Origin of the sequence: Stenotrophomonas sp., assembly GCF_031995405.1 — a bacterium.
Lineage (GTDB): Bacteria > Pseudomonadota > Gammaproteobacteria > Xanthomonadales > Xanthomonadaceae > Stenotrophomonas.
This window is the reverse complement of record NZ_DAMAGC010000023.1, coordinates 1-20737: the sequence shown is the minus strand read 5'-3', so window position 1 is coordinate 20737 and position 20737 is coordinate 1. Positions and strand designations below refer to the sequence as shown.

The following is a 20737-nucleotide window of genomic DNA, read 5'->3' as shown; positions in this document are numbered from 1 at the left end:
TCAACCCCGGGGATTAGGTGCCGCATCCTGCGGAAATTCGTTGCGAATTCGCTGCAGATAGCGACCGGATGCCACGTCGTCGCCGAGCTGCGCCTCGATTTGAGACGCAAGTTGTAACACGGAACGTGTGGCCGGTGCAGCCGCGAGACGACGTTGCGAGAAGGCCCGGGCCTCGAAATACCGGCCCTGGGCGTACTCGCTGCGTGCCATCGACTCGAGTGCATAAGCGTTGGTCGGGTCCAGTTCGATGGCACGGCGCAGGTCGCGGGCGGCCCGTTCGGACTGACCCGCATCCAGTGCGCAGCCGCCGGCATTGGCCAACGCCGCGCCCGGCGTAGCGTAGCCCGGGGCCGCCATGGCGCGGTCGAACCAGACCAGCGATTCGGCGGCCTGGCCATGAGTACATAGCCACGCGCCATAGTTGTTGAGTGCGTCGCCCTGCCCGGGGGCCACGTCGACGGCCTTGCGGTACAGGCTGCCGGCCTCGGTGTCGGCACCGCGCTGGCTGGCGATGTTGGCCAGCAGCAGGTAGGCGTCCGGGCGACTGCCGTCGATCTTCACCGCCGCGCGGGCCTTCTTTTCGGCCGCCTGGACCTGGCCGGCGCGGAACGCCTCGGTGGCCAGGGTCATCTGGTCCTGGTAGCCGACCCGCTGGCGGATCGACGCATTGTCGCGAACCTCGTACACCGGCGCGACGGCCAATTGGCCAGACGGCGCCCTCACACCTTGTTTACCGCAGCCGACCAATGCCAGCGCGATGAAAACAACGGCTGGCAATCGGATATCAGGCAGCGGCATCCCGGCCTTTTCCTTCCTGCAATGTCTTGTTGAACTCGGCCTGGCGGCGCGTGCGATCCATCACCTGGCCCTTGAGCTGGCCGCAGGCGGCATCGATGTCGTCGCCACGGGTGCGTCGCACCATCGTCAGCACCTGCGCATCCAGCAGGATCTTCTGGAACGCACGGATCTCGATGTCGCCGGAGCGCTCGTAGCGGGTGCCCGGGAACGGATTGAAGGGAATCAGGTTGACCTTGCCCGCATGCGACGCCTGCACGGCGTTGTCGAACTGGCGCATCAGCCGCGCCAGCTGGCGGGCGTGTTCGGGCTGGTCGTTGATACCCTTCATCAGGGTGTATTCGAAGGTGACCGATTCACGACGCTTGTTGGCGCGCAGGTAGCGTGCGCACGAGGCCATCAGTTCGGCGATCGGGTACTTCTTGTTGAGCGGGACCAGGGTCTCGCGTAGCGCGTCGTTGGCCGCATGCAGCGACACCGCCAGCGACACGTCGCTTTCGGCCGACAGGCGGTCGATCTGCGGCACCAGGCCGGACGTCGACAGGGTCACGCGCTTGTTGGCCAGGCCGTAGCCCAGGTCGTCGCGCATCACGCTCATGGCGCGCACGACGTTGTCGAAATTCATCAACGGCTCGCCCATGCCCATCATCACCACGTTGGTGAGACGACGCTGCTTGTGCGGGATGTTGCCCAGATGACGCGCAGCCACCCACACCTGGCCGATGATTTCGGCGGTGGAGAGGTTGCGGTTGAAGCCCTGGGTGGCGGTCGAACAGAACGTGCAGTTCAGCGCGCAGCCTACCTGCGAGGACACGCACAGCGTGCCGCGGTTCTTGTCCGGGATGTAGACCGCTTCGATGGCGTTCTTGCCATCGTTGCCCATCGCCAGCAGCCACTTGTGGGTGCCGTCGGCGGAGGGTTTGTCGAACACGATGTTGGGGACCAGGACCTCGGCATGCTGCTTGAGCTTGGCGCGCAGCGCCTTGCCCAGGTCGGTCATCTCATCGAAATCGGTGACGTAGTGGTGGTGGATCCACTTCATCACCTGGTGGGCACGGTAGCGCGCTTCGCCGAGCGTGTCGGCGAAGAAGCGCTCCAGACCCTCGCGATCGAGGTCGAGCAGGTTCTGCTTGGCCACCGGCGCGCTCGGGACGAGCACGACGGGGATGGCGGTTGGCTGTACGACCTCGTTCACGGCATCACTCTCAGCGCGAGACGACTTCGGTCGCGGCGAAGAAGTAGGCGATTTCGATCGCGGCGTTCTCGACCGAGTCCGAGCCGTGGGCGGCATTGGCATCGATGGATTCGGCGAAGTCGGCGCGGATGGTGCCCGCAGCGGCTTCCTTCGGATTGGTGGCGCCCAGCAGGTCGCGGTGGGCCAGCACGGCGTTGTCGCCTTCCAGCGCCTGGATCATCACCGGGCCGGAGATCATGAACTCGACCAGCGCGTTGAAGAACGGACGCTCGCGGTGCACGGCGTAGAAGCCTTCGGCCTCACGGCGGGACAGCTGCTTGTACTTGGCGGCGACGACCTTCAGGCCGGCCTTTTCGAAGCGGGCGTAGATTTCACCGATGACGTTCTTGGCGACGGCGTCCGGCTTGATGATGGAAAGGGTGCGCTCCAGCGCCATGGGAATTCTCCGTTGGGCGGGCCACTGATCGGCCCGAGAGTAACATGAAAAAAACCCGCGTCAAAACGCGGGCTTAGCCTATATACGTGGCGTAATTCTACAGCGTCGCCCGGCGCTACGGTAGTGGCACGCCATGCGTGGCAGCCCCTGCCCGGCCGGGGATGGATGGCCATTCAGGGATGTATGCGGTTGCCAGCCATGGGCCGGCACTCCCTGCGGCGCATGAACGGATCCCCCGCCCCATTGTGCGCCGCACAATGCTCCCGCGCAGCCACGGGTCTAATATCAAACAATCGTTTGATTGAACTCTGCCCGCCCCATGGCCAAGCCCGCTCATTTCTCCACCAAGGACCGCATTCTCGGCGCGGCCGAGGAGCTGTTCGCCCAGCATGGCTTCGCCGGTACCTCGCTGCGCCAGGTGACCAGCCAGGCCGATGTGAACATCGCGGCGGTCAACTATCACTTCGGATCCAAGGAAAACCTGGTCAACGAGGTGTTCCGCCGGCGCATGGACGAGATGACCGCCGCCCGCCTTGCCCAGCTGGATAGCGCCCGCCGCGAGCATCCCGGCCAGCTGCGCCCGGTGCTAGCCGCATTCGTCGAACCGGCCCTGGCCATGGCGCAGGACCGTCAGACCGGCGGCGCCTTTGTGCGGGTGATCGCCCGCGCCTATGCCGAGAAGAACGACAACCTGCGCAAGTTCCTGTCCGACCACTACGGCCATGTATTGCGCGACTTCGGCAAGGCCATCGCGGCCTGCGTGCCGGAGCTGAGCAAGGAAGAGCTTTACTGGCGGCTGGACTTCCTGGCCGGGTCGCTGACCTATGCGATGGCCGATTTCGGCCTGATCAAGCGACCCGCCGGTGTCACCGAAGCGGCGCATCGTGCCCATGCCGCCCGCGAACTGATTCATTTCGCCGAAGCCGGTTTCCGCGCCAGCGCGGTCATCGACGCTCCGACGACCTCCCTCTCCACCCCGTAGAGCCGGGCGCTGCCCGGCTTCCAGACAACCAAAGGCTTATCGACATGTCCAATTCCCTGCTAGTCCGCCGCGCCGCCGTGCTGGGTGCCGGTGTGATGGGTGCCCAGATCGCGGCCCACCTGACCAATGCCGGCGTCGACACCGTGCTGTTCGATCTTCCCGCCAAGGAAGGTCCGGCCGATGGCATCGTGCTCAAGGCAATCGCCAACCTGGGCAAGCTCAGCCCTGCCCCGCTCGCCAGCAAGTCCTACGCCGAGGCGATCACCCCGGCCAACTATGAGACGGGCCTGGAGCAGTTGAAGGACTGCGACCTGATCATCGAAGCCATCGCCGAACGGATGGACTGGAAGCAGGACCTGTACAAGAAGATCGCGCCGTTCGTGGCCGATCACGCCGTGCTGGCCTCCAACACCTCCGGCCTGGGCATCAACAAGCTCGCCGACGTGCTGCCCGAGCAGCTGCGCCACCGCTTCTGCGGCGTGCACTTCTTCAATCCGCCGCGCTACATGCACCTGGCCGAGCTGATCCCGGCGAGCACCACCGATGCGTCGGTGCTGGAAGGGCTGGAAGCGTTCCTGGTCACCACCCTGGGCAAGGGCGTGGTGTACGCCAAGGACACCCCGAACTTCATCGGCAACCGCATCGGCGTGTTCTCGATCCTGTCCACCATCCACCACACGCAGGCATTCGGCCTGGGCTTCGACGAAGTCGATGGCCTGACCGGCCCGCTCGTCGGGCGCCCGAAGTCGGCCACCTACCGCACCTCCGACGTGGTCGGCCTGGACACCATGGCCCACGTGATCAAGACCATGGGCGACACCCTGCCCAACGATCCGTGGCATGAATTCTTCAAGTCGCCGAAATGGCTGGACGCGCTGATCGCCAAGGGCGCGCTCGGCCAGAAGACCGGTGCCGGCATCTTCCGCAAGGTCGGCAAGGACATCGTCGTCCTCGACGTGGAGAAGCAGGACTACCGCCCGGCCGATCGCACCGCCGCGCCGGAAGTGGTCGAGATCCTCAAGATCAGGAACCCGGCCGAGAAGTTCGCCAAGCTGCGCGAAAGCCAGCACCCGCAGGCGCAGTTCCTGTGGGCGACCTTCCGCGACCTGTTCCATTACAGCGCCTACCATTTGGCCGACATCGCCGAAACCGCGCGCGACGTCGACCTGGCCATCCGCTGGGGCTACGGCTGGTCGCTCGGCCCGTTCGAAACCTGGCAGGCCGCCGGCTGGAAGCAGGTGGCGCAGTGGATCGCCGATGACATCGTCGCCGGCAAGAGCATGAGCAATGCGCCGCTGCCGGACTGGGTGTTCGATGGCCGCGATGGCGTGCATGCCGCCGAAGGCAGCTACAGCCCGTCGCGCAACGCCAAGCCGCCGCGTTCGGCGCTGCCGGTGTACCAGCGCCAGCGCTTCCCCGATCCGCTGCTGGGTGAAACCTTCAGCCAGGGCGAGACCGTGTTCGAGAACGACGGCGTGCGCATGTGGCACGACGGCGACGGCATCGCGGTGGTCAGCTTCAAGACCAAGATGAACACCGTTTCCGACCACGTGCTCGATGGCCTGCAGGAAGCGATCAAGCGCGCCGAGCAGGGCTTCAAGGGCCTGGTGATCTGGCAGCAGAAGGAACCCTTCTCCGCCGGTGCGGACCTGGCCGGTGCGCTGGGCCTGCTGCAGGCCGGCAAGGTCGAGCAGTTCGAGGAAATGGTCCACAACTTCCAGCGCACCAGCCAGGCGATCAAGTATTCGCTGGTGCCGGTGGTGACCGCCGTGCGCGGCTTGGCCCTGGGCGGTGGCTGCGAATTCCAGATGCACAGCGCCAAGAGCGTGGCGGCACTGGAAAGCTACATCGGCCTGGTCGAAGCCGGTGTCGGCCTGCTGCCCGCCGGTGGTGGCCTGAAGGAACTGGCCGTGCGTGCCTCGCAGGCCGCCGGTCCGGGTGGCGACGTGTTCGCCGAGCTGAAGAAGACCTTCGAAACCGTGGCCATGGCCAAGGTCTCCAACTCGGCGGTCAACGCCCAGGAACTGGGCCTGATGCGCGCGACCGACAAGGTCGTGTTCAACAGCTTCGAAGCGCTCTACATCGCCAAAGCCGAAGTGCTGGCGCTGGCCGAAGGCGGCTACCGTCCGCCGATGCCGGCCCGCCGCATCCAGGTTGCCGGCGACGTCGGCATCGCCACCTTCAAGATGATGCTGGTCAACATGCTGGAAGGTCGCTTCATCAGCCCGTACGACTACGAGATCGCCGTGCGCATCGCCACCGTGCTGTGCGGTGGCGAAGTGGATCGCGGCACGCTGGTGGACGAGGAGTGGCTGCTGACCCTGGAACGCAAGCACTTCGTCGAACTGGCCCAGCAGGAAAAGACCCAGGCCCGCATCGCGCACATGCTCAAGACCGGCAAGCCGCTGCGGAACTGACGGAAGAAAACGGTAGTGCCGGCCGCTGGCCGGCAACCTCTTCCAATTCTTATCAGAGAGATCACTGCAATGACCAAGCAAATCCAGGACGCCTACATCGTCGCCGCCACCCGCACCCCGGTTGGCAAGGCGCCCAAGGGCATGTTCCGCAATACCCGCCCCGATGACATGCTCGCCCACGTGCTGCGCTCGGTGGTTGCGCAGGCCCCGGGCGTCGACGTCAACCGTATCGATGACGCGATCATCGGCTGTGCGATGCCGGAAGCCGAGCAGGGGATGAACGTGGCGCGGATCGGCGTGCTGCTGGCCGGCCTGCCGGACACCATCGCCGCGCAGACGGTCAACCGTTTCTGCTCCTCCGGCCTGCAGGCGGTGGCCATGGCCGCCGACCAGATCCGCCTGGGCAACTCGGACCTGATGCTGGCCGGTGGTACCGAGTCGATGTCGATGGTGCCGATGATGGGCAACAAGATCGCGATGGCCCCGAGCGTGTTCGACAACGACCATGTCGCCATTGCCTACGGCATGGGCATCACCGCCGAGAAGGTCGCCGAGGAATGGAAGGTCTCGCGCGAAGACCAGGACGCCTTTGCCCTCGCCTCGCACCAGAAGGCCATCGCCGCGATCCAGAACGGCGACTTCAAGGACGAGATCAGCCCCTACGACGTGCGTACCCGCCAGCCGGACCTCGCCGACGGCCGCCGCATCATCACCCGCGACCGGATCGTCGACACCGACGAAGGCCCGCGCCCGGATTCGTCCGCGGAAGGCCTGGCCAAGCTGCGCCCGGTGTTCCGCAACGGTCAGTTCGGCGGCACCGTCACCGCCGGCAACTCCTCGCAGATGAGCGATGGCGCAGGTGCCGTGCTACTCGCCTCCGAGCAGGCGATCAAGGACTACGGGCTGACCCCGTTGGCCCGCTTCGTCAGTTTCTCGGTGGCCGGCGTGCGTCCGGAAGTGATGGGCATCGGCCCGATCGCCGCGATTCCCAAGGCGCTCAAGCAGGCCGGCCTGAGCCAGGACCAGCTGGACTGGATCGAGCTCAACGAAGCCTTCGCCGCACAGTCGCTGGCCGTCATCCGCGATTGCGGCCTGGACCCGTCCAAGGTCAACCCGCTGGGTGGCGCGATTGCCCTGGGCCACCCGCTGGGTGCGACCGGCGCGATCCGTACCGCCACCCTGCTGCACGGCCTGCGCCGTCGCCAGCAGAAGTACGGCATGGTCACCATGTGCATCGGCACCGGCATGGGCGCGGCGGGTATCTTCGAGTCGCTGTGATGTCACAGGCGGTGCCGACTCAGGGTCGGCACCGCCCACTCGGTAGGTGCCGGCCGTTGGTCGGCACGAAAAACGCAAAAGGGCAGCCGCGAGGCTGCCCTTTTTGCGGTGTCCCAGCACAGCCAATCCGGTAGGTGCCGGGCCATGCTCGACGGTAGTGCCGGGCCATGCTCGACGGTAGTGCCGAGCCATGCCCGGCAAGAACCCCAGCCGGGCATGGCCCGGCTCTACCGTCAGCTGTCGGCGAGTGCCTTCTTCAGCATCTCGCGCGCCGGTCCTGCCAGCTTCTCGTTGTTCAACGCGAAGCGGATGGTCGCTTCGACCAGACCCAGATGGGTACCGCAGTCGAAACGCGTGCCTTCGAAGCGGAAGGCGTCCACACGCTCGCTCTTGAGCAGTTCGGCGATGGCGTCGGTCAGCTGGATCTCGCCGCCTGCACCGGTGCCGGTGGCTTCAAGCAACTCGAAGATCTTCGGGCTCAGCACGTAGCGGCCGACCACGGCCAGGTCGCTCGGCGCGTCCTCGGGCTTGGGCTTCTCGACAATCGCGCTGATCCGGCCCTGGCGGCCATCGAAGGTATCGGTGGCCACGATGCCGTAGCTGCCGGTCTTGTCGTGCGGGACGTCCTCGACGGCGATGATGCTCGCGCCGGTGGCCTGGTTGGCGTCGGCCATCTGCTTGAGCGCACCGTCACCCTTGTTCCAGATCAGGTCGTCGGGCAGCAGCACGGCGAACGGTTCATCGCCGACGATGGCCTTGGCGCACAGCACGGCATGGCCCAGCCCCAGCGCCTCGGCCTGGGTGACGAAGATCGCACGCACGCCGTTGGGCAGCACGTGGCGCACCAGTTCCAGCTGCTCGGTCTTGCCGGCGCGCTCGAGCTTCTGCTCCAGCTCGTAGGCCTTGTCGAAATAATCGGCCACCGCATGCTTGTAGCGGTTGGTGATGAAGATCAGGGTGTCGCAGCCGGCTTCGATCGCCTCGTCAACCGCGTACTGGATCAACGGCCGATCGATGATCGGCAGCATTTCCTTGGGAACCGTCTTGGTTGCGGGAAGGAATCGGGTGCCGAGACCTGCCACGGGGAAAACCGCCTTGCGGATACGCTTGTTCGTCACAGCCTGTTGGCCTCTCGTGCCGGGAAGGGGAGCACTTTAGCCGAGGCGACGTGATCGTCCTGTTGCAGCGGCGCAAACTCCGGCATGGTCGCGAACAGGATGCTGTTGATGGCATCGGTGTCGTACGTGGCAATCGCTTCGCGCAGGCGCGGCACGTTGCCAAGGACCTGCTCGCGGGCGAACGTACGCACGCCGGCTTCGAGGATCTTCGGATGGGCGGTGGGGCGATAGTCCTCGTCCGAATAGAACAGGGTCTCGTGCAGCTTTTCGCCTGGACGCAGGCCGGTATAGATGATGGCGATGTCCTTGTACGGCTGCTTGCCGGCCAGGCGGATCATCTGCTCGGCGAGCACGCGGATCGGCACCGGCTCGCCCATGTCCAGGGTGTAGATCGCCCCGTGCGACGCCGACGCCGCGGCCTGCAGGATCAGCTGGCAGGCCTCTGGAATGGTCATGAAGTAACGGGTCACTTCCGGATCGGTCACGGTGACCGGACCGCCCTTGAGGATCTGGTCGCGGAACAGCGGCACCACGCTGCCGGCCGAGGCCAGCACGTTGCCGAAGCGCACGGTCACGAAACGGGTGTGGCTGGTCTTCTGGTCCAGGCTCTGGCAGATCATCTCCGCGTAGCGCTTGCTGGCACCCAGCGCGTTGACCGGATCGACCGCCTTGTCGGTGGAGATGAACACGAAATGCTCGATCCGCGCCTCGACGCAGGCGCGGGCCACCGTCTCGGTGGACAGGATGTTGTTGCGCACCGCTTCGCGTAGCTGGCGCTCCAGCACCGGCACCTGCTTGTAGGCGGCGGCATGGAACACCGCATCGACGCTGGCCATCGACAATGCGTGGCGGATCACCGCCGGATCACCGCAATCGCCGAGCACCGCTTCCACTTCGAGGTCGGGGAAGCTGCGGGTGAGCTCGGCCTCGATGGTCAGCAGCAGCAGCTCGCTCATTTCCAGCAGGATGATCCGCCCGGCACCGTGCCGCGCGCACTGGCGGCACAGCTCCGAACCGATCGAGCCACCGGCGCCGGTCACCAGTACGGTGCGCCCGCCCAGCCAGCCACGGATCAGCGACCAATCCGGCAGGATCGGCTTGCGACCCAGCAGATCCTCGATCGCCACTTCCTTGAGCTCGCCCGGCAGCGAATGGCCGAGCAGCACATCATTGAGCTTGGGCACCATGCGGAACGGCACGCCGGTGGCCTCGCAGATGGCGACCACCCGCTGCATCCCCACCGCATCCAGCGACGGAATGGCGATCACCAGCAGCCGGGCAGCGGTTTCGCGCACCGCGGCGGGGGCATCATCCAGCGTGCCCAGGATCGGCAGGCCCTGCAGCTTGGCACCCTGCAGGTGCGGGGCATCGTCAAGCAGGCCGACCGGCTCGAAATCGCCGGAGCGGCGCAGGTCGCGGACCAGCGCCTCGGCGGCCTGGCCGGCGCCCAGGATCAGCACCCGACGCGCCGTGGCGTCGGACTGCAGCGACTGGTAGTCCTTCCATGCGCGGTACAGCAGGCGCGGCGCGCCCAGCAGTGCCGACAGCGCGAACGGATAGATCACCAGCACCGACATCGGTACGCCGTTGAAGCGCTTGTAGGCCAGCACGACCACGATCGCGAGCAGGCCGATGAAGCTGGCCTTGAAGATGTTGAGCAGGTCGGCCACGCTGGCGAAACGCCACAGGCCGCGATACAGGCCCACCCGCCAGAACACCACCGCCTGGATCGCCAGCACCAGCGAGGTGTCGATGTTCCACAGGGGAAGCGAGGGGGCATCGGCAAGCATCGAATAGCGGCCCGCATGCAGCAGCTGCCAGCACGCCCACACCATGAACAGGTCGTGGACCACGATGGCGCCGCGCGGAATCAAACTGGTAAGACGGTCCTGCCAAGGCGTCATAAAACGAACAATCCTTCTAGTTGCGCATTCCCTTGCGCAGGAGTAGCCACATGCCGGTCGCGAGGATCATCCACGCAACGGCTACGGCAGCCTCCCACCTCGGCTGCAGATCACTGCAAGCATTAAACACTGTAATACTGAACAGACCAAAAACAAAGTACATCCCTGTGATCGAAGTGTGGCTCAGTCCACCTTTGACCGCGCGCTGGTAGAGATGCTGGGTGTGGGGCTCCATCCATCTTTGCCCGGACAGCATGCGCGACAGCAGTGTGAAGCCTGCGTCCACGAGGAACGCGGTGAGCGGCACCAGCAACAGCAGCCAGTTGATGTCGGTCACCACGCTGGCCAGACAGACCAGCGCAGCGATTGCATAGCCGAGCGCGCCGCTGCCGACATCGCCCATGAAGATCCGCGCCCGCGGGTAGTTGAAGGGCAGGAACCCCAGGCACGCCAGGGCCAGCACCAGCCCGGCCAGGGCAAAGGGCGCCGGCATCACCAGCGCGAAGGCCAGCCCGGCCAGGATCGCCTGGGTGGTGGCTATGCCGTTGATGCCATCCATGAAGTTCCAGATGTTTATCAACGACGTCGTGAACAGCAGCGCCAGCAGCGCCTGCCACGGGTTGCCGCTGGCCTGCCAGACCAGCGCGGCCACCAACGCGGCGGCGATCAGATGCACCAGCAGCCGCCGCACCGCCGGCAGCGGGCGGTGATCGTCCCACCAGCCGATGCCGGCCACCAGTACCAGGCCAAGGCCGAACACCAGCAACGGGACACGCGCGCCCGGCCATGCCAGCGCTGCCATGGCCGTGGCCAGCAGCAGGGTCAGCACGATCGCGATGCCGCCCCCACGCGGGGTGGCCACCCCGTGGCTGCGGCGCTCGCCGGGCTGATCCATCAGGTTGCGGCGCAGCGCGTACTGGCGCGCCCCCCAGGTGAGCACCGCCGCGATCGCCAGCACCGCCGGCAACCCGACCATCCAGGCCACGGGCATCGCTTAGAGCACCGCGTAGTTCAACAGCGGCTTGACCGTTCCCCATTCCTTGCAGCTGGGGCATTGCCAGTGGTGGGTACGCGCGCCGAAACCGCAGCGCGTGCAGCGATACGCCGGGTTGCGCACCAGCAACTGGTCGGTGATGTGCTTGAGGTCGTGCAGCGTCGCGGTGGAATCGGCACCCTCGGCCAGGGTCAGGTCGATCAGCGCCGATTCGCCACGGACCGACGGGCGGTCCTTCAGCTGGCGGCCCAGATAGGCGCGCGCCGGGGCCACGCCTTCCTGCTCCTCCATCAACTGGGTCAGCGCCAGCACCGGGGCGATGCCACGGTAATGTTCGGTCATCTCCGACAGGAACGCGCGCGCACCGCCGAGGTCGCCAACCTTGCGGTAGTTCTGCATCAACGGCTGCAGTACTTCGGGCAGGTATTCCGGATCGTTGCGCGCGGCGCGCTCGAACGCGCGCACGGCTGCTTCGGCGTTGCCTGCGTCGGCTTCAAGACGCCCCTCGATGATGCCGGCGCGGACCGACATCGCATCGGCCTGGTAGGCGCGCGCGATGGCCGCCCTCGCCTCGTCGATCTTGCCGGCGCCACGGAAACGCTCGGCCAGTTCGCATTCGAACTGCCCGATCAGCTTGCCCATCGGCTCGCCGGTGACTTCCTCGAAGCGGCTGGCGTTGTCGATCGCCTTTTCCCAGTCGCGCTCGGCCTGGTAGATCCCGATCAGGTGCTTGAGCGCCTGCGGTGCACGCTGGTCGATCTGCGCCAGCTCACTGAACACGGTTTCGGCACGGTCCAGCAGGCCGGACTTCATGTAGTCCTCGCCCAGCGCCAGCAGTGCCTGCACCCGCTGCGCGTCATTCAGATCGGCGCGGTTGACCAGGCCCTGGTGCAGGCGGATCGCGCGATCCACCTCGCCACGACGGCGGAACAGGTGGCCCAGCGCGACCTGGGTCTCGAAGGTTTCCTTGTCCAGCTCGGCGATATGCAGGAACAGCTCGATCGCCTTGTCCGGCTGCTCATTGAGCAGATAGTTGAGGCCGCGGAAATACGTGCTGGACAGGCGGCTGACCTGGTTGTCGCCATGGCGCTGGCCGCCGCGACGGCCGATCACCCAGCCCGACAACGCCGCCAACGGCAGGAACAGGAAGAACCAGAACCACTCGGAGACAAATTCCATCGGGGCTCAGCGTCCGTCGAAAGTGGAAGAAGGGGTGGAAGCCGGCGCCACGACCACGGTCGGGGCAGCCTTCTGCGCCTTGCGCAGCTTCGCGTACAGCGGGATCACCAGGCTGGCCAGCACGATGCCGCCGCCGATGATGGCACCGGACAACAGGGCGACAATGATCGCCAGGCCGGTGGTGGTGGTGAGTTGGGTGAAGCCCAGACTGAGAACCATCTTGTCCGAGTTGAGCGCACCGATGATGAGCCCGGCGACGAGAACCGCCAGCAGGATAAGGAGACGTACGACTTTCATGGAGCAGCTCCAGTTCCGGGAGATTCAAGAGTAGCGGAATATAGAGCAGCGGGACAAAGTGGCCCGGAACGAAAAAAGCAGCGGACCAGCGGTCCGCTCTACGCGGGGTCGCTTTCCAGCGGCACCACGGCGCTGACGCGCTCGCGCAGCTCCTTGCCCGGTTTGAAATGCGGGACATGCTTGCCCGGCAATGCGACCGATTCCCCGGTCTTGGGGTTGCGCCCCAGCCTGGGTGGCCGGTAGTGCAACGAAAAACTGCCGAACCCGCGGATCTCGATGCGATCCCCGCCGGCCAGCGCCCCACCCATCATTTCCAGCAACGACTTCACGGCCAGATCGACATCGTCCGACTTCAAATGCGCCTGTCGGCGCGCCAGGATTTCGATCAGCTCGGATTTGGTCATTACGGGCTCTTCGGGGGGAACTAGACCCTGAAACGGCCCGGACTGATGTCCGGGCCGTCCAGGAAACTACGACAGCGACAGACCGATTACTCGGACTTGTTGCCGTTCAGCTGTGCACGCAGCAGCGCGCCGAGCTGGGTGGTGCCGCTGGAAGCCGAAGAGGACTGGTATTCCTCCAGCACTTCGCGCATTTCCGCGTCGTCCTTGGCCTTGATCGACAGCTGCAGGGTACGACCCTTGCGATCCATGCCCACGAACTTGGCTTCAACCTTGTCGCCGACCTTCAGGAACTGGGTCGCGTCGTCCACGCGCTCGTTCGCAACATCGCGAGCGGCCACGTAGCCTTCGATGCCGTCAGCCAGTTCGATGGTAGCGCCCTTGGCGTCCACTTCCTTGACCACGCCTTCGACCTTGGAACCCTTCGGGTTGGCCGCCATGTACTGGCCGAACGGATCCTGCTCCAGCTGCTTGACGCCCAGGCTGATGCGCTCGCGCTCCGGATCGACGGCCAGGACCACTGCGTCCAGGTTGTCGCCCTTCTTGTAGTTGCGGACCACGTCTTCGCCGGTGGTGTTCCAGCTGATGTCGGACAGGTGCACCAGGCCATCGATACCGCCGTCCAGGCCGATGAAGATGCCGAAGTCGGTGATCGACTTGATCTGGCCGGACACCTTGTCGCCCTTCTTGTGGATGGCAGCGAAGGTTTCCCACGGATTGGCGGCAACCTGCTTCATGCCCAGCGAGATGCGGCGACGCTCCTCGTCGACGTCCAGGACCATGACTTCGACTTCGTCACCGACCTGCACAACCTTGGACGGGTTGACGTTCTTGTTGGTCCAATCCATTTCCGACACGTGCACCAGGCCTTCCACGCCCGGCTCGATCTCGACGAATGCGCCGTAATCGGTGACGTTGGAGACCTTGCCGAAGACGCGGCTGTTGGCCGGGTAACGACGGGCGATGTTGTCCCACGGATCTTCGCCCAGCTGCTTCAGGCCCAGCGAAACGCGGTTGCGCTCGCGGTCGAACTTCAGCACGCGCACGTCCAGCTCGTCGCCGACGTTCACGACTTCGGACGGATGGCGCACGCGCTTCCAGGCCATGTCGGTGATGTGCAGCAGGCCGTCGATACCGCCCAGGTCCACGAACGCGCCGTAATCGGTCAGGTTCTTGACGACACCCTTCAGGATCGCGCCTTCCTGCAGCTTGTCCATCAGCTGCTCGCGCTCTTCCGAGTGCTCGCTTTCGACGACAGCGCGGCGCGAAACCACGACGTTGTTACGCTTGCGGTCCAGCTTGATGAGCTTGAATTCCAGCTCCTTGCCTTCCAGGTAGGCCGGATCGCGCACGGGGCGCACATCGACCAGGGAACCCGGCAGGAACGCGCGGACATCCTTGATGTCCACGGTGAAACCACCCTTGACCTTGCCGCTGATGCGGCCGGTGATGGTTTCGTTCTTCTCCAACGCTTCTTCCAGCTCGTCCCACACCATCGCGCGCTTGGCCTTCTCGCGCGACAGGACGGTTTCGCCGAAGCCGTTCTCGATGGAATCGAGGGCAACCTTGACGACATCGCCTTCGGCGACGTCGATTTCGCCAGCGTCGTTACGGAACTGTTCGATCGGCACGATGCCTTCGGACTTCAGGCCGGCGTTGATCACCACGACGTCGCCGCGGACTTCAACAACGACGCCGCTGACGATCGAGCCCGGCTTCAGCTTGGCCAGATTGGCCTGGCTGGCTTCGAACAGTTCGGCAAATGATTCGGTCATTAGATTTACTCTGTTGGACACATGGGCATTGGCCCCCGAAGGGAACCGCTTACTGCCCGCCTGTTGGTCGACCCCGGTAACGCAGGTCGTGTGTTAAGTAGGAAAACCGCCACGCAACATTGCGGGACGGAGCTTTTGCTGCCTTGCGATGGTGCGACACCGCCGATGGATTGGCGGTCCTCCTGTACAACGGATCAGGCACCCGAAACCGGAAGCAGATCCAACACGTTGGCAACGACTGCGTCGATGCCGATGCCACTGGTGTCGATGATGACGGCATCGTCTGCCGGCTTCAGGGGCGCCACTGTGCGCTGTGCATCACGGGCGTCGCGGGCCATGATCTCGCGCAGGAGGTCATCAAAGTTAACAGAAACCCCCTTGTCTTTCAACTGCTTATGCCGGCGCTCGGCGCGCTCCTCGGCACTGGCGGTCAGAAACACCTTGTACGGCGCGTCCGGGAAGATGACCGTGCCCATGTCGCGGCCGTCGGCGACCAGGCCGGGCTCCAACCTGAATGCGCGCTGGCGCTCTTTCAGCGCCGCGCGCACCTCCGGGATGGCCGCAATGGCCGACGCCAGGGCGCCGGTGGTTTCCAGGCGCAGCTCGTCGGTGGCGTCGGTGTCGTTGACCACCACCCGCAGCCCGCCGTCGGCGGCTTCGACGAAGCGGACGTGGGTGTCGAAGGTGCAGCGGACCAGCGCCGAGGCGTCGGAGGTGTCGATATCGGCCCAGCTGGCGGCCACGCCCACGGCGCGGTACAGGGCGCCCGAATCCAGGTAATGCCAGCCCAGGCGGCGTGCGACAATGCGGCTGACGGTCCCCTTGCCGGCCCCGGACGGGCCATCGATGGTGAGCACGGAAGGAAGCTGGTTCATGGGTTTCCCGGTAGATTTGACCGCCCATTCTAGCCCCCGCCCGGGGCCGCTTGAGACTTTTTTGGTGCAACCACTTGAAAGGATGGAAAAAAGCCCGGTAGAATGGCGGGCTTGAACGGGCGTCACCTGCCGATTGTCATCTGCATATCGCGGCCGCGCTCCAACCGAATCCAACGTTTACGCCGAGGTATGCAATGAAAGTCCTGTCTTCCCTGAAGTCGGCCAAGTCCCGTCACCGCGATTGCAAGGTCGTTCGTCGTCGCGGCAAGATCTTCGTGATCTGCAAGTCGAACCCGCGTTTCAAGGCTCGCCAGCGCTGAGCCCAAAGGCGTCACGACCCCCGGGTCGCGAGCTGCCTGAATAAAAAACCGCCTCCGGGCGGTTTTTTATTGCCGTTTTTGTTGTAATCGCCGGGTAGCCCACGACCGTTGTCCATGCGGTCTTCCGTCGTGAGTCCTTCCGCATTCTTGACCACTGGGGAGTAGATCGAGATGAAGCGTTACCTGACCACCCTGCCGTTGCTTGCCCTGCTGGCCTGCGCCAGCGCCCACGCCGACACCCTGCTGATCGACCGCAGCCAGGAAAAGCCCGCCATTGCCCTGCCCGTCCGCGGCCAGAGCATGCAGCAGGTGCAGGCCCAGTTCGGCGACCCGGGCGAACGCCTGGATCCGCGCGGCGGGCAGAAGCGCCAGTGGCCGACGATCAACCGCTGGGTCTACCCGCAGTTCACCGTCTACTTCGAGAAGCAGAAGGTGATCGACGTGGTGGCCAACAAGGCCGACGCCAACGAAGTCGGCCCGAAGCCGCCGATCCGCTGACCCCATTCCTACCGCCCGCCGCCCGGCGGGCCTTCGCATCGAGACCATGAACGACACGCTCCGCTTTCCGGCCGAATGGGAAACCCAGTCCGCCATCCTGATCGCCTGGCCCCACGCCGACACCGACTGGGCCGACCGCCTGGGTGACGTCGAGGACACCTACATCGCCCTGGTCGCGGCCATCACCCGCTTCCAGCCGGTGCTGATCATCGTCGCCGACGATGACCTGGAGGCCTACGCCGATGCGCGCCTGCGCTCCAACCGGATCGACATGGACCGTGTCCGTTTCGTCACCGCGCAGTACGACGACACCTGGCTGCGCGATTCCGGCCCGATCACCCTCAAGCGTGCCGACGGCGGCTTCCGCCTGCTCGACTTCCGCTTCACCGGCTGGGGCGGCAAGTTCGACGCGAGCCTGGACGACCAGCTGGTCGGGGTGCTGCATGCGGCTGGCGTGTTCGCACCGACCGCCGAAGTGCAGAGCATTCCCTTCGCATTGGAAGGCGGCGGCATCGAGACCGATGGCGCCGGCACCCTGCTGACCACCTGGCAGTGCCTGCACGAGCGTCATCCGGATCGCGAGCGCGCGTCGCTCAGTGCCGACCTGGCTGGCTGGCTGCAGCAGGATCGGGTGCTGTGGCTGGACCATGGCTACCTGGAAGGCGACGACACCGACGCCCACATCGACACCCTGGCCCGCTTCGCATCGGTGGACAGCATCGTCTACCAGGCCTGCGATGACAGCGGCGATTCGCACTTCGCCGAACTGCAGGCGATGGGCAACGAGCTGGCCGCGCTGCGCACCGCGCAGGGCACGCCGTACCGTCTGTTTCCGCTGCCGTGGGCGCAGCCGGTGATCGACGATGGCCGCCGCCTGGCGGCGTCCTACGCCAACTACCTGATCCTCAACGGGGCAGTGTTGATGCCGGCCTACGGCGATGTCGCCGACGAGGCCGCGCGCGCGGTGCTGGCGCAGGCCTATCCGGACCGCGAGATCGTACCGGTGCCCTGCCGGTCGCTGATCTGGCAGAACGGCAGCCTGCACTGCATCACGATGCAGCTGCCGGCCGGGTTGCTGGCCTGACAGCAAAGCACGCGGCCGGAAGGCTGCGGAGGCTGGGCTGGCGGGGGCGGAGGTGCGGGACGCGCCGTAAACCCATCCCCGGGGGCTCGTGGGCGCCATCCATGGCGCCCTGACGGTCCCGCACCTCCGCCCCCGCCATCCCTTCGACAGTGCACTGGCCGCCAACGGAAGAGCGACAGCCCACGACCGATGGTCGTGGGCTGTCTTCTGATGTTCCGGTCACCCTGCGGAGCCGGCCAGCGGCCGGCACTGCCGACGCGTGGGTGTCACCCATTTAGCAGCCAGCACGCCGCGTGCACCCATCCGCGATAAACTGCGTTTTTCCCCCGCAGGACCGCACTCGGATGAGCTCACGCCACACCCTTTCCGTCGCCCTGATCCAGGAGCGCAACCACGGTGACGCCGCGGCCAACCTGGCCGTGATCGAAACGCGCGTGGCTGAAGCGGCCGCCCAGGGTGCCAAGCTGATCCTGCTGCAGGAACTGCACAACGGCGCGTACTTCTGCCAGCACGAGTCGGTGGACGAGTTCGACCTGGCCGAGCCGATCCCGGGCCCGAGCACCGAACGCCTTGGCGCGCTCGCCAAAAAGCATGGCGTGGTCATCGTCGGCTCGCTGTTCGAGCGCCGTGCCGCCGGGCTGTACCACAACACCGCGGTCGTCTTCGAAAAGGACGGCACGCTGTTGGGCAAGTACCGCAAGATGCACATCCCGGACGATCCGGGCTTCTATGAGAAGTTCTACTTCACCCCGGGCGACCTCGGTTTCAAGCCGATCGATACCTCGGTTGGCCGCCTCGGCGTGCTGGTGTGCTGGGACCAGTGGTATCCGGAAGCGGCGCGCCTGATGGCGCTGGCCGGCGCCGAACTGCTGCTCTATCCCACCGCCATCGGCTGGGACCCGGACGACCAGCAGGACGAGCAGGGCCGCCAGCGCGATGCATGGGTGCTCAGCCACCGTGGCCATGCCGTGGCCAATGGCGTGCCGGTGCTGAGCTGCAACCGCGTCGGTCACGAAGCCTCGCCGCTGGGCGCCTCGGGTATCCAGTTCTGGGGCAACAGCCACGTGCTCGGCCCGCAGGGCGAGTTCATCGCCGAAGCCGGTGGCGAGCCGACCGTGCTGATCTGCGAGGTCGACCTGCAGCGCAGCGAACACGTGCGCCGCATCTGGCCGTTCCTGCGCGATCGCCGCATCGATGCGTACGGCGACCTGCTCAAGCGCTACATCGACTGATACCCAGGACCCCTGCCCCGTGACCGTGTCCCTGCGCGACGCCACCGACGCCGACATCCCCGCCATCACCGCGATCTACGCGGTGGAGGTGACCGATCTGGTCAACACCTACGAGTACGACGTGCCCGACGCGGCGGAGATGCAGCGACGCATGCACGACATCGTCGGCCGCGGGTTCCCGTACATCGTGGCCGAGGTCGATGGCCAAGTGGCCGGGTATGCCTACGCCAACACCTACCGCGGCCGCATCGCCTACCAGTGGACCGTGGAGAATTCGGTCTACGTCGATGCGGCCTTCCAGGGTCGCGGCGTCGGCACGGCACTGCTGCAGGGGCTGATCGATGCCTGCGTGGCACGCGGCTACCGGCAGATGGTGGCGGTGATCGGCGAGCCGACCAACACCGCCTCGATCAAGCTGCACGAGCGCTTCGGTTTCCACACCGTCGGCATTTTCCGCGGCCTCGGCCGCAAGCACGGCCGCTGGCTGGACACTGTCCAGATGCAGCGCGCGCTCGGCGATGGTGCCGACAGCGCCCCTTCGAATGAATGAAATGACTGAACCCCAGATCGATGACACCGGCGACACCCTGTTCGCCGGCCAGCCCGTGCGCGTGGTCGAGCGCGACGGCGTGCGTTACACCCTGCTCGGCACCGCGCACGTCTCCCAGGCCAGCGTGGAGGCGGTGGAGCGGGCGATCCGCAGCGGCCGCTTCGACGCGGTGGCGGTGGAGCTGGACGCGCAGCGCCTGCAGGCGCTGACCAATCCCGATGCGATGGCCAAGCTGGACCTGGTCGAGGTGATCCGCAAAGGGCGCGTGGCATTGTTCGCCGCCAACCTGGCGTTGGCCGCCTATCAGCGCCGCCTGGCCGAGCAGCTGGGCATCGAGCCGGGCGCCGAACTCAAGCGTGCGGTGAGCCTGGCCAACGAACAGCACCTGCCGGTGCACCTGATCGACCGCGAAGTGGGGCTGACCTTCAAGCGCGCGTCGCAGCGACTGGGCTTCTTCGGCCGGATCAAGCTGGTGATGGGGCTGGGCGCGGGCCTGTTCGCGTCTGAAGACGTGGGCGAAGAGGAGATCGAGAAGCTCAAGCAGGGCGACATGCTCGAAGCGAGCTTCGGCGAATTCGCCAGCGAAAGTCCGGCGCTGTACGAGACCATCATCGGCGAGCGTGACCGCTACATGGCCACCCGCCTGCGCGAAGTGCACGACCCGGCCCAGCGCGAGGTGCTGGCGGTGGTCGGTGCGGGCCACCTGGCCGGGCTGGCGAAGTATCTGGAAACCGATACCGACGCGCCGGGCCCGTTGCGCGAATCGCTGGAAGAAGTGGCGAAGAAGCGCAACATCCCCTGGATCACGCTGACCATCCTGGCGATCGTGCTGGCCGGTATCGCGGTCGGCTTCTACCGCGGCGGCCTGGGCATGGGCGGTGAATTGCTGCTGACCTGGGCGATGTACACCGGTGGCCTGGCGGGCCTGGGCTGCCTGCTGGCCGGCAGCCATCCGTTGAGCATCCTGACCGCGATCGTGGTCGCCCCGTTCAAGCCGTTCCGCCTGAGCATCCCGACCGGTGCGTTCGCCGCGCTGGTCGAGACCCGCCTGCGCAAGCCGGCGTACGAGGATTTCCTCAAGCTGCGCGACGATGCGCAGAGCGTAAAGGGCTGGTACCGCAACCGCGTCACCCGCGTGGTGCTGACCTTCATGCTGACCAACCTGGGCAGCATGCTGGGGCTGTGGCTGACCACCTTCCAGGTGTGGGGCAAGTTGGCGGGGTAATCACCCCGCGCCGATGCGTATGAAAGGACCACGCAATGCGTGGTCTTTTTTTTTAGGTTCCTCGCCCTTATGCGGGGCAAGCAGAAGCGTGCTTTGACTTCTTCCAGGCGCGCGCGGTCGGTGGGTCGGGCGCTGGGGCCCCTTGCCCTTTCCGGCGACGCCCCCGGCCGCGGGGCGGCCTC

The 20737-nt window shown here is 65.8% G+C and carries 20 protein-coding genes; 9 read left to right on the top strand and 11 right to left on the bottom strand.

All coding sequences use genetic code 11. The annotated features are described in order from the left end of the window. Genes pilW through ndk form a run of 3 tightly spaced genes read right to left on the bottom strand, consistent with a single transcriptional unit; the run spans position 1 to position 2426 of the window. Entirely contained in the window at positions 1–798 is a 798-nt protein-coding gene (gene pilW, locus RTO53_RS06090) for a type IV pilus biogenesis/stability protein PilW (protein WP_312236962.1), read from the bottom strand. After that, the gene (gene rlmN / locus RTO53_RS06085) at positions 785–1990 is read right to left on the bottom strand and encodes a 23S rRNA (adenine(2503)-C(2))-methyltransferase RlmN (protein ID WP_312236961.1); all 1206 of its coding nucleotides are present in this window, start codon (positions 1988–1990) and stop codon (positions 785–787) included. Before rlmN ends, pilW begins: the two co-directional genes overlap by 14 nt. A gap of 10 nt (positions 1991–2000) precedes the next feature. Next, positions 2001–2426: a nucleoside-diphosphate kinase gene (ndk, locus tag RTO53_RS06080; protein ID WP_038688788.1), complete on the bottom strand. Its 426-nt coding sequence runs from the start codon at positions 2424–2426 to the stop codon at positions 2001–2003. Between the two features lie 319 nt (positions 2427–2745). Between ndk and RTO53_RS06075 the strand changes: the two genes are divergently transcribed. The 3 genes from RTO53_RS06075 to RTO53_RS06065 all read left to right on the top strand — a co-directional run bounded on the left by RTO53_RS06075 (position 2746) and on the right by RTO53_RS06065 (position 7103). Then, on the top strand, positions 2746–3408 hold the full coding sequence (locus RTO53_RS06075) for a TetR family transcriptional regulator (RefSeq protein ID WP_256773962.1): 663 nt from the start codon (positions 2746–2748) through the stop codon (positions 3406–3408). A gap of 44 nt (positions 3409–3452) precedes the next feature. After that, complete coding sequence (locus RTO53_RS06070) at positions 3453–5825, top strand: 3-hydroxyacyl-CoA dehydrogenase/enoyl-CoA hydratase family protein (protein WP_312236960.1); 2373 nt, start codon at positions 3453–3455, stop codon at positions 5823–5825. 69 nt (positions 5826–5894) lie between these two features. Continuing rightward, positions 5895–7103, top strand: coding sequence for an acetyl-CoA C-acyltransferase (locus tag RTO53_RS06065; RefSeq protein WP_312236959.1), 1209 nt, complete (start codon positions 5895–5897; stop codon positions 7101–7103). 233 nt (positions 7104–7336) lie between these two features. On the opposite strand, the gene galU is transcribed toward RTO53_RS06065, so the two are convergent. The 8 genes from galU to cmk all read right to left on the bottom strand — a co-directional run bounded on the left by galU (position 7337) and on the right by cmk (position 15646). Then, positions 7337–8221 (bottom strand): UTP--glucose-1-phosphate uridylyltransferase GalU, encoded by an 885-nt coding sequence (gene galU, locus RTO53_RS06060; RefSeq protein WP_312236958.1) that lies wholly within the window; start codon positions 8219–8221, stop codon positions 7337–7339. After that, positions 8218–10125 carry a nucleoside-diphosphate sugar epimerase/dehydratase gene (locus RTO53_RS06055; RefSeq protein ID WP_312236957.1) on the bottom strand — a complete coding sequence of 636 codons (1908 nt, stop codon included), beginning with the start codon at positions 10123–10125 and terminating at the stop codon, positions 8218–8220. Before RTO53_RS06055 ends, galU begins: the two co-directional genes overlap by 4 nt. 16 nt (positions 10126–10141) lie before the next feature. Then, the gene (locus tag RTO53_RS06050) at positions 10142–11101 is read right to left on the bottom strand and encodes a glycosyltransferase family 4 protein (protein WP_312236979.1); all 960 of its coding nucleotides are present in this window, start codon (positions 11099–11101) and stop codon (positions 10142–10144) included. An 18-nt stretch (positions 11102–11119) separates the two neighbouring features. Next, the gene (gene lapB, locus RTO53_RS06045; protein ID WP_312236956.1) at positions 11120–12298 is read right to left on the bottom strand and encodes a lipopolysaccharide assembly protein LapB; all 1179 of its coding nucleotides are present in this window, start codon (positions 12296–12298) and stop codon (positions 11120–11122) included. Between the two features lie 6 nt (positions 12299–12304). After that, positions 12305–12595, bottom strand: a complete 291-nt coding sequence (locus RTO53_RS06040) for a hypothetical protein (RefSeq protein ID WP_312236955.1) — start codon at positions 12593–12595, stop codon at positions 12305–12307. A gap of 98 nt (positions 12596–12693) precedes the next feature. Next, the gene (locus RTO53_RS06035) at positions 12694–12999 is read right to left on the bottom strand and encodes an integration host factor subunit beta (RefSeq protein ID WP_017355596.1); all 306 of its coding nucleotides are present in this window, start codon (positions 12997–12999) and stop codon (positions 12694–12696) included. An 86-nt stretch (positions 13000–13085) separates the two neighbouring features. Then, a complete protein-coding gene (rpsA, locus tag RTO53_RS06030; RefSeq protein ID WP_121042136.1) occupies positions 13086–14771 on the bottom strand; it encodes a 30S ribosomal protein S1 in 1686 nt (561 codons plus the stop codon). 194 nt (positions 14772–14965) lie between these two features. Continuing rightward, a complete protein-coding gene (gene cmk, locus RTO53_RS06025) occupies positions 14966–15646 on the bottom strand; it encodes a (d)CMP kinase (RefSeq protein WP_312236954.1) in 681 nt (226 codons plus the stop codon). Between the two features lie 194 nt (positions 15647–15840). Here cmk and ykgO point away from each other — a divergent pair, with 194 nt between their 5' ends. The 6 genes from ykgO to RTO53_RS05995 all read left to right on the top strand — a co-directional run bounded on the left by ykgO (position 15841) and on the right by RTO53_RS05995 (position 20555). Further along, positions 15841–15966, top strand: coding sequence for a type B 50S ribosomal protein L36 (ykgO, locus tag RTO53_RS06020; protein ID WP_017355593.1), 126 nt, complete (start codon positions 15841–15843; stop codon positions 15964–15966). A gap of 171 nt (positions 15967–16137) precedes the next feature. Beyond that, complete coding sequence (locus RTO53_RS06015) at positions 16138–16464, top strand: hypothetical protein (RefSeq protein WP_312236953.1); 327 nt, start codon at positions 16138–16140, stop codon at positions 16462–16464. 46 nt (positions 16465–16510) lie between these two features. Then, on the top strand, positions 16511–17548 hold the full coding sequence (locus tag RTO53_RS06010) for an agmatine deiminase family protein (RefSeq protein WP_312236952.1): 1038 nt from the start codon (positions 16511–16513) through the stop codon (positions 17546–17548). A 344-nt stretch (positions 17549–17892) separates the two neighbouring features. Next, positions 17893–18780 (top strand): carbon-nitrogen hydrolase, encoded by an 888-nt coding sequence (locus RTO53_RS06005; RefSeq protein ID WP_312236951.1) that lies wholly within the window; start codon positions 17893–17895, stop codon positions 18778–18780. Between the two features lie 19 nt (positions 18781–18799). Further along, positions 18800–19330 (top strand): N-acetyltransferase family protein, encoded by a 531-nt coding sequence (locus RTO53_RS06000; protein WP_312236950.1) that lies wholly within the window; start codon positions 18800–18802, stop codon positions 19328–19330. A 1-nt stretch (position 19331) separates the two neighbouring features. Beyond that, a complete protein-coding gene (locus RTO53_RS05995) occupies positions 19332–20555 on the top strand; it encodes a TraB/GumN family protein (RefSeq protein ID WP_312236949.1) in 1224 nt (407 codons plus the stop codon). Positions 20556–20737: the final 182 nt, after the last annotated feature.

What these genes read in the sequence shown, in the direction of transcription:
- pilW (WP_312236962.1), bottom strand. Translation starts at nt 798, where the DNA reads ATGCCGCTGCCTGATATCCGATTGCCAGCCGTTGTTTTCATCGCGCTG.
- ndk (WP_038688788.1), bottom strand. Translation starts at nt 2,426, where the DNA reads ATGGCGCTGGAGCGCACCCTTTCCATCATCAAGCCGGACGCCGTCGCC.
- RTO53_RS06075 (WP_256773962.1), top strand. Translation starts at nt 2,746, where the DNA reads ATGGCCAAGCCCGCTCATTTCTCCACCAAGGACCGCATTCTCGGCGCG.
- RTO53_RS06070 (WP_312236960.1), top strand. Translation starts at nt 3,453, where the DNA reads ATGTCCAATTCCCTGCTAGTCCGCCGCGCCGCCGTGCTGGGTGCCGGT.
- RTO53_RS06065 (WP_312236959.1), top strand. Translation starts at nt 5,895, where the DNA reads ATGACCAAGCAAATCCAGGACGCCTACATCGTCGCCGCCACCCGCACC.
- RTO53_RS06055 (WP_312236957.1), bottom strand. Translation starts at nt 10,125, where the DNA reads ATGACGCCTTGGCAGGACCGTCTTACCAGTTTGATTCCGCGCGGCGCC.
- RTO53_RS06050 (WP_312236979.1), bottom strand. Translation starts at nt 11,101, where the DNA reads ATGGTCGGGTTGCCGGCGGTGCTGGCGATCGCGGCGGTGCTCACCTGG.
- lapB (WP_312236956.1), bottom strand. Translation starts at nt 12,298, where the DNA reads ATGGAATTTGTCTCCGAGTGGTTCTGGTTCTTCCTGTTCCTGCCGTTG.
- RTO53_RS06040 (WP_312236955.1), bottom strand. Translation starts at nt 12,595, where the DNA reads ATGAAAGTCGTACGTCTCCTTATCCTGCTGGCGGTTCTCGTCGCCGGG.
- RTO53_RS06035 (WP_017355596.1), bottom strand. Translation starts at nt 12,999, where the DNA reads ATGACCAAATCCGAGCTGATCGAAATCCTGGCGCGCCGACAGGCGCAT.
- rpsA (WP_121042136.1), bottom strand. Translation starts at nt 14,771, where the DNA reads ATGACCGAATCATTTGCCGAACTGTTCGAAGCCAGCCAGGCCAATCTG.
- cmk (WP_312236954.1), bottom strand. Translation starts at nt 15,646, where the DNA reads ATGAACCAGCTTCCTTCCGTGCTCACCATCGATGGCCCGTCCGGGGCC.
- ykgO (WP_017355593.1), top strand. Translation starts at nt 15,841, where the DNA reads ATGAAAGTCCTGTCTTCCCTGAAGTCGGCCAAGTCCCGTCACCGCGAT.
- RTO53_RS06015 (WP_312236953.1), top strand. Translation starts at nt 16,138, where the DNA reads ATGAAGCGTTACCTGACCACCCTGCCGTTGCTTGCCCTGCTGGCCTGC.
- RTO53_RS06010 (WP_312236952.1), top strand. Translation starts at nt 16,511, where the DNA reads ATGAACGACACGCTCCGCTTTCCGGCCGAATGGGAAACCCAGTCCGCC.
- RTO53_RS06005 (WP_312236951.1), top strand. Translation starts at nt 17,893, where the DNA reads ATGAGCTCACGCCACACCCTTTCCGTCGCCCTGATCCAGGAGCGCAAC.
- RTO53_RS05995 (WP_312236949.1), top strand. Translation starts at nt 19,332, where the DNA reads ATGACTGAACCCCAGATCGATGACACCGGCGACACCCTGTTCGCCGGC.